This is a genomic window from Staphylococcus sp. GDY8P54P, assembly GCF_017892645.1.
Lineage (GTDB): Bacteria > Bacillota > Bacilli > Staphylococcales > Staphylococcaceae > Staphylococcus > Staphylococcus ureilyticus.
The window spans coordinates 49,024-66,425 of sequence record NZ_JAESLN010000029.1 but is presented as its reverse complement, the minus strand read 5'-3'; the positions used below and the strand labels follow the sequence as shown (position 1 = coordinate 66,425).

Annotated in this window: 19 protein-coding genes; 11 read left to right on the top strand and 8 right to left on the bottom strand. The window is 32.0% G+C overall.

Annotated features, from left to right (window positions below; all coding sequences use genetic code 11):
* Positions 1-222 precede the first annotated feature (222 nt).
* Together KA883_RS09960 and KA883_RS09955 are read right to left on the bottom strand one after the other, a co-directional pair.
* Positions 223-1,146, bottom strand: coding sequence for an efflux RND transporter periplasmic adaptor subunit (locus KA883_RS09960; RefSeq protein WP_046207301.1), 924 nt, complete (start codon positions 1,144-1,146; stop codon positions 223-225).
* A gap of 203 nt (positions 1,147-1,349) precedes the next feature.
* Complete coding sequence (locus tag KA883_RS09955; protein WP_046207302.1) at positions 1,350-2,279, bottom strand: DMT family transporter; 930 nt, start codon at positions 2,277-2,279, stop codon at positions 1,350-1,352.
* Between the two features lie 252 nt (positions 2,280-2,531).
* Between KA883_RS09955 and KA883_RS09950 the strand changes: the two genes are divergently transcribed.
* On the top strand, positions 2,532-2,780 hold the full coding sequence (locus tag KA883_RS09950) for a hypothetical protein (RefSeq protein ID WP_046207303.1): 249 nt from the start codon (positions 2,532-2,534) through the stop codon (positions 2,778-2,780).
* Positions 2,781-2,971: 191 nt separating this feature from the next.
* Here KA883_RS09950 and KA883_RS09945 read toward each other — a convergent pair whose 3' ends face one another.
* Together KA883_RS09945 and sroA are read right to left on the bottom strand one after the other, a co-directional pair.
* Positions 2,972-3,190 carry a DUF2922 domain-containing protein gene (locus KA883_RS09945; RefSeq protein ID WP_046207304.1) on the bottom strand — a complete coding sequence of 73 codons (219 nt, stop codon included), beginning with the start codon at positions 3,188-3,190 and terminating at the stop codon, positions 2,972-2,974.
* A 14-nt stretch (positions 3,191-3,204) separates the two neighbouring features.
* A complete protein-coding gene (sroA, locus tag KA883_RS09940; RefSeq protein WP_046207305.1) occupies positions 3,205-3,411 on the bottom strand; it encodes a sigS mRNA-stabilizing protein SroA in 207 nt (68 codons plus the stop codon).
* Between the two features lie 146 nt (positions 3,412-3,557).
* On the opposite strand from sroA, the gene KA883_RS09935 reads away from it, so the two are divergent.
* From KA883_RS09935 to KA883_RS09895, 9 genes are all read left to right on the top strand, one after another.
* A complete protein-coding gene (locus KA883_RS09935) occupies positions 3,558-4,109 on the top strand; it encodes a tyrosine-type recombinase/integrase (RefSeq protein WP_046207306.1) in 552 nt (183 codons plus the stop codon).
* 23 nt (positions 4,110-4,132) lie between these two features.
* Entirely contained in the window at positions 4,133-6,529 is a 2,397-nt protein-coding gene (locus KA883_RS09930) for a DUF4040 family protein (protein WP_046207307.1), read from the top strand.
* Positions 6,516-6,941 carry a Na+/H+ antiporter Mnh2 subunit B gene (gene mnhB2, locus KA883_RS09925; protein WP_019468412.1) on the top strand — a complete coding sequence of 142 codons (426 nt, stop codon included), beginning with the start codon at positions 6,516-6,518 and terminating at the stop codon, positions 6,939-6,941. The genes KA883_RS09930 and mnhB2 overlap by 14 nt, the downstream gene beginning before the upstream one ends.
* Positions 6,938-7,285 (top strand): Na+/H+ antiporter Mnh2 subunit C, encoded by a 348-nt coding sequence (mnhC2, locus tag KA883_RS09920; RefSeq protein WP_019468411.1) that lies wholly within the window; start codon positions 6,938-6,940, stop codon positions 7,283-7,285. Before mnhB2 ends, mnhC2 begins: the two co-directional genes overlap by 4 nt.
* Positions 7,275-8,777 carry a Na+/H+ antiporter Mnh2 subunit D gene (gene mnhD2, locus KA883_RS09915; RefSeq protein WP_046207308.1) on the top strand — a complete coding sequence of 501 codons (1,503 nt, stop codon included), beginning with the start codon at positions 7,275-7,277 and terminating at the stop codon, positions 8,775-8,777. Before mnhC2 ends, mnhD2 begins: the two co-directional genes overlap by 11 nt.
* Entirely contained in the window at positions 8,777-9,259 is a 483-nt protein-coding gene (gene mnhE2 / locus KA883_RS09910; RefSeq protein WP_040029960.1) for a Na+/H+ antiporter Mnh2 subunit E, read from the top strand. The genes mnhD2 and mnhE2 overlap by 1 nt, the downstream gene beginning before the upstream one ends.
* Entirely contained in the window at positions 9,256-9,558 is a 303-nt protein-coding gene (gene mnhF2, locus KA883_RS09905; RefSeq protein ID WP_046207309.1) for a Na+/H+ antiporter Mnh2 subunit F, read from the top strand. Before mnhE2 ends, mnhF2 begins: the two co-directional genes overlap by 4 nt.
* Positions 9,533-9,982, top strand: a complete 450-nt coding sequence (locus tag KA883_RS09900) for a Na+/H+ antiporter subunit G (protein ID WP_046207310.1) — start codon at positions 9,533-9,535, stop codon at positions 9,980-9,982. The genes mnhF2 and KA883_RS09900 overlap by 26 nt, the downstream gene beginning before the upstream one ends.
* A gap of 407 nt (positions 9,983-10,389) precedes the next feature.
* The gene (locus tag KA883_RS09895) at positions 10,390-12,441 is read left to right on the top strand and encodes a cation:proton antiporter (protein WP_046207311.1); all 2,052 of its coding nucleotides are present in this window, start codon (positions 10,390-10,392) and stop codon (positions 12,439-12,441) included.
* Between the two features lie 493 nt (positions 12,442-12,934).
* Here the strand turns inward: KA883_RS09895 and mntC are convergent, their stop codons facing one another.
* The 3 genes from mntC to KA883_RS09880 are packed head-to-tail and all read right to left on the bottom strand — an operon-like array spanning position 12,935 to position 15,453.
* Positions 12,935-13,867 carry a manganese ABC transporter substrate-binding lipoprotein MntC gene (gene mntC, locus KA883_RS09890; RefSeq protein WP_046207312.1) on the bottom strand — a complete coding sequence of 311 codons (933 nt, stop codon included), beginning with the start codon at positions 13,865-13,867 and terminating at the stop codon, positions 12,935-12,937.
* Positions 13,867-14,697 (bottom strand): metal ABC transporter permease, encoded by an 831-nt coding sequence (locus KA883_RS09885; protein WP_046207313.1) that lies wholly within the window; start codon positions 14,695-14,697, stop codon positions 13,867-13,869. Before KA883_RS09885 ends, mntC begins: the two co-directional genes overlap by 1 nt.
* A 21-nt stretch (positions 14,698-14,718) precedes the next feature.
* On the bottom strand, positions 14,719-15,453 hold the full coding sequence (locus KA883_RS09880) for a metal ABC transporter ATP-binding protein (protein WP_046207314.1): 735 nt from the start codon (positions 15,451-15,453) through the stop codon (positions 14,719-14,721).
* A gap of 121 nt (positions 15,454-15,574) precedes the next feature.
* On the opposite strand from KA883_RS09880, the gene KA883_RS09875 reads away from it, so the two are divergent.
* Positions 15,575-16,219: a metal-dependent transcriptional regulator gene (locus KA883_RS09875; RefSeq protein ID WP_046207315.1), complete on the top strand. Its 645-nt coding sequence runs from the start codon at positions 15,575-15,577 to the stop codon at positions 16,217-16,219.
* A gap of 404 nt (positions 16,220-16,623) precedes the next feature.
* On the opposite strand, the gene KA883_RS09870 is transcribed toward KA883_RS09875, so the two are convergent.
* The gene (locus tag KA883_RS09870) at positions 16,624-17,373 is read right to left on the bottom strand and encodes a M50 family metallopeptidase (RefSeq protein WP_046207316.1); all 750 of its coding nucleotides are present in this window, start codon (positions 17,371-17,373) and stop codon (positions 16,624-16,626) included.
* Positions 17,374-17,402: the final 29 nt, after the last annotated feature.

Here is a 17,402-nt window from a genome sequence, read left to right as displayed (position 1 = left end):
TAAAACTAGCATTATTTAGTTTATTATAACTAAATTAAAATAGCAAGTAAACAAAAAACTGATTAAACGGTACGGTAATGTTTAAATTTATTAATTCAATTATTTAAATACCAATCATTTAATTATAATAATTGCTATACATTTACAATTTACCACTATTTGATAAAAACTGTAAAAAACAAATTATATTTTAAAGATTTAATGTATTTATACTGTGTACATCTAATTTTTGGGCCGTACAGTATCAACATTTTTAGCTATGATATCTCCAGGTTTTATACCGTCAATGATAAGCATAGTTTTTTTATTACCCGATTTTTCTGATTTAATAACTCTTTTAATAAATTTTTTATTGCTGAGTAAATAAACAAATTGTCCATTACCTATTGCAGTACTTGGTATTTCTATCTGTGTAGTTGGTTTTTCGATTTTTACATGTTTACCAAAAAAGTGATCAGAATTTGGTGAAATTTCAAGCAAATATTTAGATGGTTTAGATAAATTTGTTTGATTGATTGGAAGTTTAGCAATATGTGTAATCGTACCAAAACTATTATTTGTAAAATCACTCGTTATCTTCACTTTGTCTTTGATATGTAAGACATTTTTTTCTGTCTCAGAAATTTCTGCTCTTATGACAGGCTTAGGATCATAGATTTGAATAAAGGAAAGATTTTGTGAAAACATACGCGATGGATTTATAATAATAGTGCCAGAAATCGGTGAAAAAATTGTAGTGCGCAATTTAGATTGTAGGTGGGAAATTTCAGTTTTTAAGTTAATAAGTTCTGTTGAAGTAGGTTTACTCGTCTTAGTGAGTTGAGCTAATAGTTTTTGTTTTTGTGTGATGAGTTGTTCAATGTGAGGGTTATAATACTCAAAAAGTGGTTGGTTTTGTGTTACTTTTGATTCGGTTTTTACGAACCAGTCGTGGATAGCGCCTTGAGAAGGATTATAATTGATCGATACTAACTGAGAAGGTTCTTGTCTTCCGATAAGAAGTGGTGATTTTTTATAAGTTACTATTATTGTTTCAATTTGTTTTTCAAAGTTATTACTTTGTGATTTTAAATAAAACCATAGGGACAGGGCGATTGTGCTAAAAAGAGTTAATAATGTGGCTAATATGATAAAGATACGTTTCAAAGATTGGTCACCTCTAGATGTATTATTGTACTGATTATACTGCGTTTATAATGATTGCGCCACAGAAAAAAGAGGCTACAACAAATTAATTGTTTTAGCCTCTCATTATTAAGTTCACCGAACCATTGCTATTATTGCAGGTGGCACGACATAATCATTTTAAACTAAATTAACTACTATCCTTCATCTTAAGCTGTTATGACTTAAAATAATCTTAAAAGCACTATGCCAATCATCATGGCGATGATTCCAACGACTTTTCGTTTCGTAATTTTATTCACATATGTGCCTAATAATCCAAAGTGATCAATAATTATGCCCATTAACATTTGACCTAACATCACAATAATTGTTGTTAAGGCAGCACCGAGATGTGGCATCAATATAATATTAGTAGTGACAAAAATCACGCCAAGAACACCACCAATGAAATAAATTGGTTTTAATTTACCTTTGTGCTGATTGTACGCCGTCATTTTAAGCGTTCTATTAAAGAGCAAAGTTAAAATGAATAATGTTATGGTACCAATCGCAAATGAAATTAAAGATGCTAAAATCGATGAATGTAATTGTTGACCTAATGCGCTGTTAATTGCGGTCTGTATTGGTGGACAAAAACCAAATATGAAACCGATAATCAACCAAATGTATACTTGCGTATTCATGTTTTTATCTTTCGGGTTGCTACGCACATAATTCATAAGTATAATTCCGAGCATTAAAAAGAGAATGCCAAGTACTTTAAAAATAGTAAAAGGTTCAACATCTGCGCCAAACCAACCAAAAGTATCAATTGTAACGCCCATAATAATTTGACCAGCAACTGTCATTACGACGGTTAAAGAGGCACCTAATCTTGGCAACAATAATAAATTTCCTGTAAGAAAAATAACGCCTAATATACCTCCGACAAACCATATGTAACTCAATGACTGATTCGTATAAAAGTTAGTAGTAAAGACATGTGGATTGGTAACTAAATTGATTAAGATTAAAAAGATGGTTCCAGTAGCAAACGAAATTGTAGATGCATAGAATGAAGATTTCGTATAAAGACTTAATCTTGAATTAATCGAAGTTTGAAAAGGAACAACCATCCCAGCTACAATTCCCACTAAATATAAAAAAATCATTAAATCACGCTTTCTCCTAAGATAATTATATTATATAGGAAAGGTGTGGATTTTCCTATGCTCATTTCTATTTATCGAAGAGAAGAAAAGTATAAAATAATGTACACAATTAATGAAATATAATAAAATGCTTATGTTGATGTTATAATAAAAAGAAAATTATTAAATTGAAATTAAACATCAAGACCTATAAAAATTAGTAAGATGAATTTTTGATGGTTTAAAAATATATAGAAGTGGTGACAATTTACATTGAAACAACTTTCGATCATACGCTTATTAGATGAAGAGACTTTTTTTATAGGTGCGGGAAGTAATGAAGGTATTCAAAAAGAACAATTTATTGAAGTATTAAATCCTAGAAAATCATATAAGAATCTTGCTCAAGTGACAGAAGTTTTTGGTCAGTACGCAATGTGTAAAAAATTAGGGAAAAGTAAAATTTTTTTCGGTGATACTGTTAGGCTAAGACCGCTTAGAAACAAAAGTAATCATCGATAATATAGTATATGTGGCAAACAGCGAATACAATTTGATTCGTTGTTTTGTCACTTTTTTTATTTAAAACAAACGAGCAGCCTCATGTATAGGTACATAGGGCTGCTGCTATTGCTTGTGTAATTTGCTTACATCAACTTTTTGTGACTATTCTACTTCACTAGAAAATTGTATATGTTTCAAAAATAATTGATTTAGTTTTCAAAAATTAATTTTGTAGATTTATCTATGATTTGTGCAGCTCGTACTGTTGTAGGGATTCCCGACTTAGGGCGTAAGATATCTAAAGCAATTAATTTATTCATTCCATCTTTAACCGTACTTTCATTGATGAAATGCTCTATTTTGGGTAATTGTAATTTAATGTCTTTGTTAACAGCATCATTGAATATAAGTTCTAACGTTTGACTCATAGTGTTTAACCTCCTTAATTAACTGTTTCAGTTTTGATGATTTCTACTGTTTCAAATTTTTCGCCAGTGATTTGTTCGATGATAGATTTAAAACTTTTAATTTGATCCGTTGTTGCTTGCGTATTCAGATTTGCGAAGTGACGTTTAAACTGTGTGGCTTTTCCATCTTTGTCATATGTTAGACGCGACATAGTGACGGCTAAGTGACTGATTTGATTCATTTGTCCAACCTCCTTTCACTATATATATCGTTGTTTAATTTTAAATAGGTTAAAAAAATTTGAAAAAATTAGACAAAATACTTTCATGTGACAAAAACATGATATATCATTAAATATGCAACATTAATTAATTCAGAGGTGAATTTATGAATCAAGTAGATCCTATTAGGAATACTAATGAGATAAAAGCGATGTATGAGGTTTTAAAAGCCAAATCCATGCGTGATTATCTATTGTTTAAGTTTGCGATACATACTGGTGTGAAACTTTCCTCATTATTAAATTTAAATGTAAGTGATGTAAAAATAGAGGATGATGATATCAAACACTATTGGGTAGAGATGCATGCACCTAAAATTCAAATTAGGTTACCAGAAACTTTGAGAAATGAATTAATGACATATATATCAGAACAACAATTGAAGAATGATGAGTTATTATTTCAGTCTAATAGGACATTGAAAGGTCTATCCCGACAGCAAGCTTATCGTATTATTCATCTTGCTGCAGAAGATTTAGGGATGTTACATATTGGTTTGACGACGTTGCGTAAAACATTTGCATATCATGCTTATCAATCGGGTATTTCAATATCGATTATTCAAAAGTACTTAGGACATCAAACAACTTTTGAAACGATGAAGTTTATAGGTATTTCTACAAAAGCTAGCAAAACAACGATTGCTTTAAATTTGTAAATTATAGTTAAAGGGGGTATAGGATGAGTTTAGTTTATTTAATGAGTGCTATTGTTTTAATTATGATGGTACTTTTGCTCACAATGACGAAACGAAGTTTTCATAAATTTGCTGGGCCAATCGCTTTAATAGCTCCGATCATTTCTTCTGTTTACTTTCTATGGCAATTGCCACAAGTAATGAAAGGGCAATTTGTAGCAATTAAAATCCCTTGGCTTACATTATTGGATATTAATATAGATTTTAGATTAGATGGATTAAGTTTATTTTTTAGTTTGTTAATATCACTCATTGGTCTAGCAGTATTTTATTATGCTACACAATACTTATCAAAAGAACATGATCATTTACCACGTTTTTATATATATATCTTGTTATTTATGTTCAGCATGCTGGGTATTGTTACAGCAAATAATACAATTTTGATGTATGTATTTTGGGAATTGACGAGTGTATCATCTTTCTTACTCATTGCCTATTGGTACGGGAAAGGTGCAAGTCAATTTGGCGCTATCCAATCATTTATGATTACAGTTTTTGGTGGTCTTGCACTATTAACAGGTTTTATCATGATTTATATTGTCACGGGTACAAATTCTATTACATCGATAATCGCACAAAGTGATAAAATAGCGGATAGTCAGTTGTTTATACCGATTATTATCTTGTTGCTTTTAGGTGCATTTACGAAATCAGCACAATTCCCTTTCCATATTTGGTTGCCAAAAGCTATGGAAGCACCGACACCCGTGAGTGCTTATCTACACTCTGCCACAATGGTAAAAGCAGGTATATTTTTACTATTTAGATTCACACCTGTTTTAGGGCTAAGTGACTTTTATATTTATTGTGTTACTTTTGTTGGTTTGATAACGATGATTTTTGGGGCAGTTAATGCTACGCGACAATATGATTTAAAAGGTATTTTAGCTTATTCTACAATCAGTCAACTAGGTATGATTGTTTCTATGGTCGGTCTCGGTGGTGGCTTTGCACAACATACGACAGGTGAACTGTCTAAAGTATATAGCCTTATTCTCTTCGCTGGACTTTTCCATTTAATGAATCACGCATTATTCAAAGGTGCCTTGTTTATGGGTGTCGGCATCATTGATCATGAAACTGGTACAAGGGATATACGTCGATTATCTGGATTAAGAAAAGTACTGCCAATTACGCATGTAGTTATGTTACTTTCAGCTTTATCTATGGCTGGTATTCCATTTCTTAATGGCTTTTTAAGTAAAGAAATGTTTTTTGATGGTTTAGTAAGTTCATATCAATTACCACAATTTAATATCATTTTAACAATTATTATTGCAGTAATAGGCGTGGTTGCTAGTATTTTCACGCTCATTTATGCAGTTTACATGATTAAGGAAGTTTTTTGGGGAGACATTAAACATAATGATTCACCAGTACAAAATCCTCATGAACCATTTCTATTTACGCTACCTTCTGCAATTATGATGATTTTGTTGCCGATAGTGTTTTTTGTGCCAAATTTATTTGGACATCATATTATTTTACCGGCATTACGAAGTATCACAATTGGAGAAAAAGTAGATGCTATTGCACCGCATATTTCACAATGGCACGGATTTAATTTACCGCTATTGTTAAGTTTTATTGTTATTGTTGTAGGTTTTATAGCGGCGCTTAAAATTGATTGGAAAAAACAATCTGAAAAAATTAGAGTCAAATCTATAACAGATGTTTATTTAGACTCATATAAGCAATTTGAAAATTATTCAGGGTACAGTATTCGTACATTGATGAATAACCGTTTGAATCATTATATTATATTAACGTTAGCTGTTTTCATTATAGTTGTTGTTTATGGCATCATCCAAGCTGGTTTTCCTGACGTTAAACAGATACATGTCAGTGAATTCGGGCCGTTAGAAATCATCACGTTAATTGTTGTTTTTATTTTAGGTATTGCTTTAACGTTTATTCGTCAACGTTTAACGATGGTAATATTAAACGGTATTATTGGTTATTGTGTAACGATATTCTTCATTTTAATGAAAGCACCAGACTTAGCATTGACACAATTAGTGGTAGAAACAATAACTACAATATTGTTTATTGTTAGTTTTTCACGCTTACCAAACGTACCACGCTCAAAAGTTCATAAGAAACGAGAAGCTGTTAAAATTATCGTTTCATTGATGATGGCAGTTACTGTAGTCACGCTTGTCTTCATTGCACAACAGGGTGAAACGATGCCAACGATTTCAACTTTTTATCATGATGCATATAAACTGGCAGGCGGTAAAAATATTGTAAATGCGATTCTTGGTGATTTTCGTGCTATGGATACTTTATTTGAAGGTATGGTATTAATCATCGCTGGATTGGGTATCTATACATTACTTAACTTTAAAGAACGGAGGGGTCAAGATGAAAGAGAATGATGTAGTCTTACGAACAATTACTAAAATTGTTGTATTTATATTGTTAACGTTCGGGTTCTACTTATTTTTAGCAGGACATAATAATCCTGGTGGTGGATTTATCGGTGGACTTGTATTCAGTTCTGCATTTTTACTTATGTTCTTGGCCTTCGACGTTAAACAAGTATTAGTCGCCTTACCACTTGATTTTAGGATATTAATGATTATTGGTTCATTAGTATCATTTGCTACTGCTGTGATACCAATGTTTTTTGGTAAACCGTTCCTTTACCAAACCGATGCATATGTCCAATTGCCGATATTAGGTGAAGTACATTTAACGACTGTGACACTTTTTGAAGCGGGTATTGTATTAGCGGTCGTAGGCGTTGTTGTAACAGTGATGCTATCCATAAGTGGTGGTCGCTCATGAATTTGATATTGTTAATGGTGATTGGCTTTTTAATATTTATAGGAACGTATATGATATTATCAGTCAATTTAATCCGTATCGTCATAGGTATTTCAATTTATACACACGCAGGAAATTTAATTATCATGAGCATGGGACGCTATGGTAAGAATATGGTAGAACCGCTTATTGGTGAAGGGAGTAAAAACTTCGTAGATCCGTTATTGCAAGCTATTGTATTGACTGCTATTGTGATAGGTTTTGCTATGACTGCATTTTTACTTGTACTCGTATATAGAACGTATCGAGTAACTAAAGAAGATGAAATTGATGTGTTAAGAGGTGATGACGATAATGATGAGTAATTTGTTAATTCTGCCATTACTTCTTCCAGCAATTTGTGCACTTGTACTCGTGTTTATCCGTACACATAGCAGATTATCAAGAATTTTTTCAATCGGCACAATGTCTATTACGACAATCATATCTTTATTGTTGTTGATTTACGTTATGCAACATAAGCCAATTGCTTTAGATTTTGGTGGTTGGAAAGCGCCTTATGGTATTCAATTTGTTGGTGACTCATTGAGTTTACTCATGGTTACGACATCTAGTTTTGTCGTGACGTTAATTATGGCGTATGGTTTTGGTAGCAGAGAAAAAAGAGCAATTCGCTATTACTTACCGAGTTTTATTCTGTTTTTAACAGTAGGCGTTATTGGTTCATTTTTAACTGCAGATTTATTTAATATATATGTTATGTTTGAAGTAATGTTGCTCGCGTCGTTTGTGTTAATTACGTTAGGACAATCAGTAGAACAATTACGTGCAGCGATTATTTACGTTGTACTTAATATTTTAGGTTCTTGGTTATTATTATTAGGTATCGGCTTACTATATAAACTTACTGGCACCTTAAACTTTGCTTTAGTAGCGCAAAGATTAACTGAGATGCAGGGTGAAAGTTCAGTAGTAATTATTTCAATGGTATTTTTAATTGCATTTGGTGCAAAAGCTGCGCTTGTATTATTCATGTGGCTTCCAAAAGCATATGCTGTTTTAAATACTGAATTAGCAGCATTATTTGCGGCATTAATGACAAAAGTCGGCGCTTATGCCTTGATTCGTTTTTTCACATTGTTATTTGATGATTATAGTGGTATTACACATCCACTATTGGTTGTCTTGTCTTGTATCACGATGTTGATTGGCGCATTTGGTGTCTTAGCTTATCGAGATATTAAAAAAATTGCGGCATATCAAGTGATTCTTTCTATCGGTTTTATTATTTTAGGTCTAGGTTCAAATACAATTTCAGGTGTCAATGGTGCTATTTTTTATCTTACAAATGACATTGTTGTGAAAACTTTACTATTCTTTATTATTGGTAGCTTAGTATATATTACTGGTTATCGACAATATAAAAATTTATATGGTTTAGCTAAAAGAGAACCATTCTTCGGTGTGGCATTTGTGGTAATGATTTTGGCCATTGGCGGTGTTCCTCCATTTAGCGGTTTCCCAGGAAAAGTGTTTATTTTTAAAGGTGCTGTTGAAAATGGTAATTATATAGGCTTAACTTTGATGATTTTAACTAGCCTGATTGGTATGTTTAGCTTGTTTAGAATTTTCTTCACAATGTATTTAGGTAATGCTGATAAAGGTGAACATATAGACTTCAAACCAATTCCTAAATATCGTAAAGGTTTGATTGGTATCCTTGTAGCCGCAATTATTGGTATGGGGCTGGCAGCTCCACTGATTTTCAAAGTAACTGACAATGCTACCCATTTAAACATGGATGATGGATTATATGAAAAAATGGTCAATCCTCATTTAGTGAAGGAGGAGAAATAATGAGACAAGTCTTACTTAATATGGTCATTGCATTTTTATGGGTGTTATTTCAAGATGAAGAATCATTTAAAGCTTCTACCTTCTTCTCAGGTTATCTTATTGGTTTAGTCGTTATTTATATCCTACATCGTTTTTTTGGCCAACAATTTTATTTGAAAAAGGTTTGGGTAGCATTTAAATTTTTAACGGTATACTTATATCAGTTAATTACATCAAGTATGACAACAATCAACTACATTTTATTTAAAACGAAAGACTTAAATCCTGGTTTAGTTAGGTATGAAACGACTTTAGAAACTGATTGGGAAGTTTCATTTTTGACTATTCTAATTATCATTACACCGGGTTCAACGGTAATTAGAATTTCAAAAGAGAGAAAAAAGATTTTTATACATGCAATTGATATCTCTGAAAAAGAAAAACAGAAACTGCTTAAAAGTATAAGACAATATGAAGGACTCATATTGGAGGTGGCAGAATGATCGAATCACTGATAAATTTCTTTATTACAAGTTCAATTATTTTATTTGGGATAGCACTTATCTTAACGTTGTTTCGGTTAGTAAAAGGACCGACGACAGCTGATAGGGTGGTTGCATTTGATACTGCTAGTGCTATATTAATGTCAACTGTCGGTGTGTTAAGTGTTGTCTTTGGTACCTTTTCTTTCTTAGATTCTATCTTATTGATTGCGATCATTTCGTTTGTAAGCACCGTTTCTATTTCAAGATTTATAGAAGGGGGGCATGTCTTTAATGCAAATAACAAGCGAAATCGTTAATTTAATTGCAGCTTTTATGATGTTTTTGGGTAGTATTATCGCTTTAATTAGTGCGATCGGTCTGATTAAGTTCCAAGATGTCTTTTTAAGAAGTCATGCCTCTACGAAAAGTTCAACATTATCAGTATTGTTAACACTTGTAGGTGTTGTCATTTATTTTATTTCTTCACAAGGTTATTTAAGTGTTCGGATGATTTTGGCATTGGTATTTATCAATTTAACATCTCCAGTAGGTGGACACTTGATATCAAGAGCGGCATACCGAACGGGCGCTTATATGTACAGGAAAAGTGATGCACCTAAACAAACAAGTATCTTATTAAGCGCTTCAGAAAATGATACATTTGAACAATTGAAAAAGCGTGCTCAAATACGGGAAGAGCGTAGACGTAAAATGAATGAAAAAGATCAGGATATGTATTAAATTAAATAAATCAGTTATTTAAGCATCTATTTATTTGCTTGAAAATAACTTATTTGGAAATTATGTATTTGACTAAGCGGGTTGGAAATCAAAGTTAAGTTTGATTTCCAACCCGCTGTTGTTTCTATATATGATGTTATTTGATTGGCATCGTGGTGTTTGTAGAATAACAAAATTTTATCATTGTTGAAGTGCAATACATTTTAGCGTCTGCTAAAAAAATGATAAAATTATATATATTTGTAATTGTGTTAATGTTAAAAAGTACATATCTGACAAATATCATTGTTCATACAAACAAAGATATGAAAGAGTTTGAGACACAATATGTTCATAAATAAAACGATTGTATTTTTGTTTCAACCTCAGCAATTATGAAAGTTTAAATGTTGAAAAGAGGTGAAACCATGCAAATATTTGAAACAATACTTATATTTTTAGCTGTAGTAATCGCAAGTTCTTTAGTTCATATTTTATTACCTAAAATCCCTTTAGCTTTTATACAAATTATACTCGGTATGTTACTGTATATTACCCCAGTTCCCGTCGAATTCCATTTTGATTCAGAATTATTTATGGTTGCTCTGATAGCACCGCTATTATTTGTTGAAGGTGTAAAAGTTTCTCGTGTACATTTAAGACGTTATATCAAACCTGTTTTAATGATGGCATTAGGTCTTGTAGTAACCACAGTAATCGTAGTTGGTTTATTTGTGCATTGGATTTGGCCCGAGTTACCGTTAGCTGCTGCGTTTGCGCTAGCCGCAATCTTATGTCCAACTGATGCCGTTGCTGTTCAAGCAATTACGAATGGTAAAGTACTCCCTAAAGGCTCTATGACAATTTTAGAGGGTGAGTCATTATTAAATGATGCTGCTGGTATCATATCTTTTAAAATTGCTGTAGCTGCATTGATTACGGGTGGCTTTTCAATGGTGAATGCTGTTGAACAGTTTTTAATATCTTCTATTGGTGGATTTATTGTAGGTTTAATTATTGGCGTGGCACTTGTTAGGTTTAGAGTATCACTTTCTAGAAGAGGTATAGAAAATATAAATATGTTTACGTTTATACAACTTGTGACGCCTTTTATTACATATCTCGTTGCTGAAATGTTTCATGCGTCAGGCATTATTGCAGCTGTAGTAGCAGGCTTGGTTCATGGGTTTGAACGTGACCGTATTGCACAGGCACGTACTAGATTACAAATGAGTTATAACCATACTTGGAATATATTGGGTTATGCATTAAACGGTTTTGTTTTTTCCATTTTAGGATTTTTAGTTCCAGAACTTGTTGGCAGAATTATAGAAAATGAACCCCATAATTTTATTTTTCTAATTGTAGTCACGGTTTTAATTGCTTTAGCAATTTATTTATTTAGATTTTTATGGGTGTTTGTTTTATATCCTTATTTTTATTTACCAATTAGCCCATTCCAAAAAATACTAACGAATTATGAAGATAATACGAAAGTCACTGAGAAACCACCAAAACGTGGTATGTATGCTTTTATTATGACATTGTGTGGCGTACACGGGACAATATCTTTAGCAATTGCTTTGACATTACCTTATATGTTGGCTGATCATCATTCTTTCGTATTTAGAGATGACTTATTATTTATCGCATCCGGTATGGTCATTATGAGTTTAATTATTGCACAGGTTTTATTACCTATTGTGACACCTAATGCGGTTCAACCGAAGCAACACGGTATGAACTTTAAACAAGCACGGGTGTATATTTTAGAAAAAGTTATAGAACACTTAAATAAATTATCCTCTGAAGAATCAAGTTATTTATATGGAAATGTTATCAAAGAATACCATGACAAATTAGCATTTCTTAAAACTGTTGAGAACGAAGATGAAAATACTAAAGAGTTAGAACGATTACAAAAAATTGCTTTTGATGTTGAAAATAATACGTTGAATAGTTTGGTATCTAATGGCGATATAACAACAAATATCCTAGATAACTATATGCGCTATGCGGAACGTACTCAGGTTTATAAACAATCATCTCTCATTCAACGTATTAAAGTTGAAGTGAAAACGTTTGTCTTAAAAAGTAGAATTAAAACAAAAGTGAGAACAAATGCAGCTTCCTCATTATCAGTGATTGAAAACTTGAGAGAAATTTCTAATGTTATGAGAACAGTGCATTATCGTGTAGTCAGTCGTTTAGGTAAGGAAACAACTGAAGCAAATAAATTAGAAGTTGGTATGATTTGTGATAGTTATTTAATGAGAATAGAAAACTTAACGCCTTCTAATTTCTTTAATCCAAAAAGTGAAACTTCAATTACTAAAATTAAATTAGGTGCACTTAGAGAACAGCGTCGTGTTTTGAATGAACTTTCTGAAGATGAAGAAATTAGTGAAGTTACTGCGCTAAAATTACGTGAAGCGATTAATTATGATGAAATGATTATCGTAGATAGTTTAACAGATTAAAGCGCATAAATTAGCAAGTTTAATTCATGCTTAAATAAAAGAAGTCATGAGTTACCTCTTCTTTTCAAGTTTTAAGGGAATGAGCGACGATATCTAATTTTATTAAACAGATGTCGTCGTTTAACCCGACAACGAGGGTATTAAGGATTACTTGAGCTACTGCTCATGCATAAGTCTTACTAATTCAGCAAAGCTGAAAGTATAAAGAGGAACGCCTGAGGTGCTGCTCATGCATAAGTCTTACTAATTCAGCAAAGCTGAAAGTATAAAGAGGAACGCCTGGGCTACTGCTCATGCATAAGTTTTACTAATTCAGCTATAGCTGAAAGTAAGACTAAAAAAAATCTCCATCAATGGGGGGAGGAGCCAACCATTGATGGAGTTAAGGGAGATAGATGATTTAAGGCTTGAATACCACCATACCGTACGTCATTAGGAGGGAAACGTACGGTATGGGGCTATTCACCTACAATGTAGGTTAAATAGCCTTATTTTATTCCATACTACCGTGAACAGTATTGATATTTTCTTGCATCATATTAAAATATGAATCTCCTTTAGTGCCTTTTTTACCTATAGAATCTGTATATACTTCTCCATAAATATCTAAGTTTGTTTCTTCACTTAGACTTTGCATACTTTTCTTATCTACACTCGTTTCTACAAGTAAATGTTTAAGGTTATTGTCTTGAACAAATTTTACAGCTTGCTTCATCTGTTCAGGGGTACCTTGTTTTTCGGTATTGATTTCCCAAATATAACCAGGTTTAATATCAAACTGTTTTGAGAAATATTTAAAAGCACCTTCACTTGTGATCATTGCACGTTGTTCTTTAGGTATATCATTGAATTTATCATGACTTTCTTTTTTCAAATCTTCTAACTTAGCGATATAATCTTTGGTATTACTTTGAATATCATCTTTATACTTGTCATTTTTCTTAATCAAGGCTTTGCTTATTTCTTCTACATATTTAATACCATTATCTAAACTTAACCAAGCGTGTGGATCTTGTTTTGATTCATCGCCTTCTTTAGCACCGTTTAAGTATAAAGGTTTAACATTTTTTGAAACTTTAACAACAGAACCATCTTCATATGACTTATTAGCTTGTGATAATGCGTTTTTAAACCAACCATTACCTGTTTCTAAGTTTAGCCCGTTATAAAACACAACGTCAGCATCTGTCAATGCTTTAATATCTTTTGGTTTTACTTCATATTCATGTGGATCTTGACCGATTGGGACGATACTATGAATATCTACTTTATCGCCTCCAACATTTTTGACCATGTCATAAAGGATTGAGTTTGTTGTTACAACTTTTATTTTTTCATGTGATTGAGAATTAGAATCGTTGTTTCCTTTACCACATGCACTTAAAAATAATAAAAGAATCATTGTAATTGTTAATAGTTTTTTCATTAAATTGCTCCTTTTTTTGTGAAAAATTGCATTTTATTACAAGTGAAAATAATGATATAAATGATAAACGCACATAAGACGATAGTTGCACCACTTGGAATATTATAAATATAACTAAAATACATACCGACAACTGAACTTATAACACTAATAAGACTAGAAATGATCATCATCGTATGTAATTTTTTAGCGATTAAAAATGCAGCTGAAGCAGGCGTAATCAATAAAGCGACAACTAATATAATACCTACTGTTTGTATGCTTGCTACCGTAACGAGTGAGAGCAATAGCATAACGAAATAGTGTAAAAATGTAGTGTTTAAACCACTCATTCTACTAAAAATTGGGTCGAATGTGGATATCATTAATGGTCTGTAGAAAGTTATAATTAAAATCATAACGATTAAACCAACTACGACTGTTGACCAAAAAGTAGCGTGTGTCACTGCTAATAGGTTACCGAAAAGAATATGATATAAGTCGGTGGTACTATTAATGAGACTAATTAAAATGACCCCGGTAGCTAAAAATGCTGTAAAACTAATACCTATCGCAGCATCAGGTTTGGTCTTACTACTTTTGGTAATGAATCCGATAAAGATACTAGCAATCATACCTGTCACTAACGCTCCAACAAACATAGGAACGCCGAATAAAAATGATAATGCGACCCCAGGTAAAACTGCGTGACTCATTGCGTCTCCCATAAGGGACAGGCCTCTTAATACAATGAGGCAACCTACTGTACCACAAACGATTCCTACAACAATTGAAATAATCAATGCATTGCTTAAAAATTTGTATTCAAATAGGTGTTGAAAAAATTCCATATCGTGTTACTTCCTTTCTATTTATGCCGATTCTGACTTTTGTTGCTCTTCCTGTGTGGGGTTTAAGAAAGTTTCGTTTAAATGGTCAGGTTGCATCGCAACATGACTTTCTCCAAAGAAACGAATTGTTTTGTTTAAAAGAATAACACGATTAAAATACTTTTCTGCTTTAGATAAATCATGGTGTACAATTAAAATTAATTTCCCAGCTTCTTTGAGCTCATTTAATTGAGTCATTATGATTTGTTCACTATGGAAATCGATACCTACAAATGGTTCATCTAAAAGATAGAGTGTACTTTCTGTCATGAGTGCTCTAGCTACTAAAACTCTTTGTAATTGACCTCCACTGAGTGCAGAAATTTGTCGATTTCTTAAATCTTGTAATTCTAATGTTGATAGTAGTTGATTAAGTCTAGCTCTTGTTTTAGGGGTAACAAACCTAAACCAACCAATATCTTTATAGGCACCTGAGAGTACAACATCTTCTACCTTAATTGGAAAGTCTAAGTCAATATGTGCTTTTTGTGGGATGTATGTAACATTTTTAAGTGTTTGTTGTATAGCAATGTTATGTAAATTAGCGATACCTGTTGACTTAAATTCACCAATAATTGATTTGAGTAAGGAAGATTTTCCTGCTCCATTGGGTCCCATAATACCTATAATTTCACCTTTTACGGGAATTTCTAAATTAATGTTTTCCAAGACATGTTTATTCCCTAAAGTGAGATTTAAGTTATTAATTTCTAACATTTTTCTACCTCCTTAAATTAAATTTTAGGCTAACCTAATTTAATTTATAATATAACATTAACTTTTAGCGTGTCAAGTAGATTCGTGATACAATAAAGTGAATGACTTGAGAGGTGAAACCATGCTAACTGAAGAAAAAGAAGATTATTTAAAAGCAATTTTGACTCATAATGGCGATCATTCTTTCGTTTCAAACAAGACGTTATCCCAGTATTTAAATATCAAACCACCATCTGTAAGTGAAATGGTGAATCGTTTAGAAAAATCGGGATTTGTAGAAACGAAGCCATATAAAGGTGTGCAATTGTCAGAAGAAGGTTTGACATATACCTTAGATATCATTAAAAGACATCGATTATTAGAATTATTTTTAATTAAGATATTAGAATATAATTGGGAAGAGGTACATCAGGAAGCTGAGGTGCTAGAACACAAAGTTTCACACTTATTTGTAGAACGTTTAGATAAATTATTAGATTACCCAATCACTTGTCCGCACGGTGGTATTATCCCTAGAGATAATAAATATAAAGAGATATATACTACAAATTTATTGTCGTTTGAAGCCGGTGATATAGTGACGATAAAACGTGTGCGAGATAGAACAGAATTGTTAGTTTATTTAACAAGTAAATCCATATTGATTGGGGAACAAATAAAAATATTAGATAAAGATGATACCAATAAAGTGGTAATGGTGCAGAAAGAAGAAAAAGTGACAGTACTGAGTTATGATAATGCAGAACATATTTATGCAGAAAAATAAGAATTTGCATACTGAAGTTTTTTATATGCAACTTAGAAGGATTTAAAAAATTGAAATCGTCTATCTAATAAGCATAAGACAAAGTTTGAAAAGGACATTGTAGTCATATTTAATAGTTAATAGTGATATTGAAAGGAAAAAAGTCTGAGTCATAAATCCTAAAAAATAGCACACAGATGATTTAATTCAATCTATCTGTGTGCTTCTTGTTATTCAATGCTGCGGCGTATTGTTGGCTCGCTTTCTTAGAGGACAGCTTCTGCCCGTCGTCTTCAGTTTGTCCTGTTGTCTCAAGCGTCTTATCAAAATACAACCTATTAAAGCCGATTTTTATATTATTTCAATGGATATTGGCTTTTTCACTTACCCAATAATTTTATGTCCTAGACTCTTTTTGAAGAGGTCTAAGGAATAAAGTAAACTCGGAATAATTGATATACAGTAAATAAATTGATCGCTATCCAAATGAAGCTATAGAGGAAGGTTGGAACACGAGTCAATGCTTTTAAAGTGCTACCATCCCAAGTGATTTCATTTGATGAGAAAGTCAATTTGAATATTGTCCAAGATGATTGAAGAACTTCTCCTAATAAAACACCTAAGATAAAATGTTGTGTAATGGATATAACATAAAGTATCGCTAATTGATTATCACTTTTAAATAAGCAATATAATAAAAAAATTAAAAGTATTACTATGAACATTGGTAATAGCTTTCTAGATGTTAAGCATACAAAATATATAAATATTAATAGGTAAGCAGTGATAAACAAGCTTGGATATTGATATTGCGTAGATAGAAATCCTATATATAACATCAATGGCGGCATAACGTAGCCACCGAATGTAGTGATGGACTGACCAACACTATTTTTTGATTGTGTTATGGCGTAGCCTTGTTGAGATGTTGCTAGACGCTCAGCTGGTCTTGCCACAATCACTAAGTCTCTCGCTCGTCCACCGCTCAATTTATTAAATAATATATGGCCAAACTCATGTGTTAATACAGGGATATAGTTAAAATAGATATCTAAAAATTGGTTGATAGGTTTATTTCGATAAGTATGTATGATGATATAGATTATAGCCACTAAAACAATCCAATAAAGATGTAATTGAATAGAAGAACTGAAAAACGCATTTAGCTTAGACATGAAATACCTCATTTTTAGAATACGAAAAT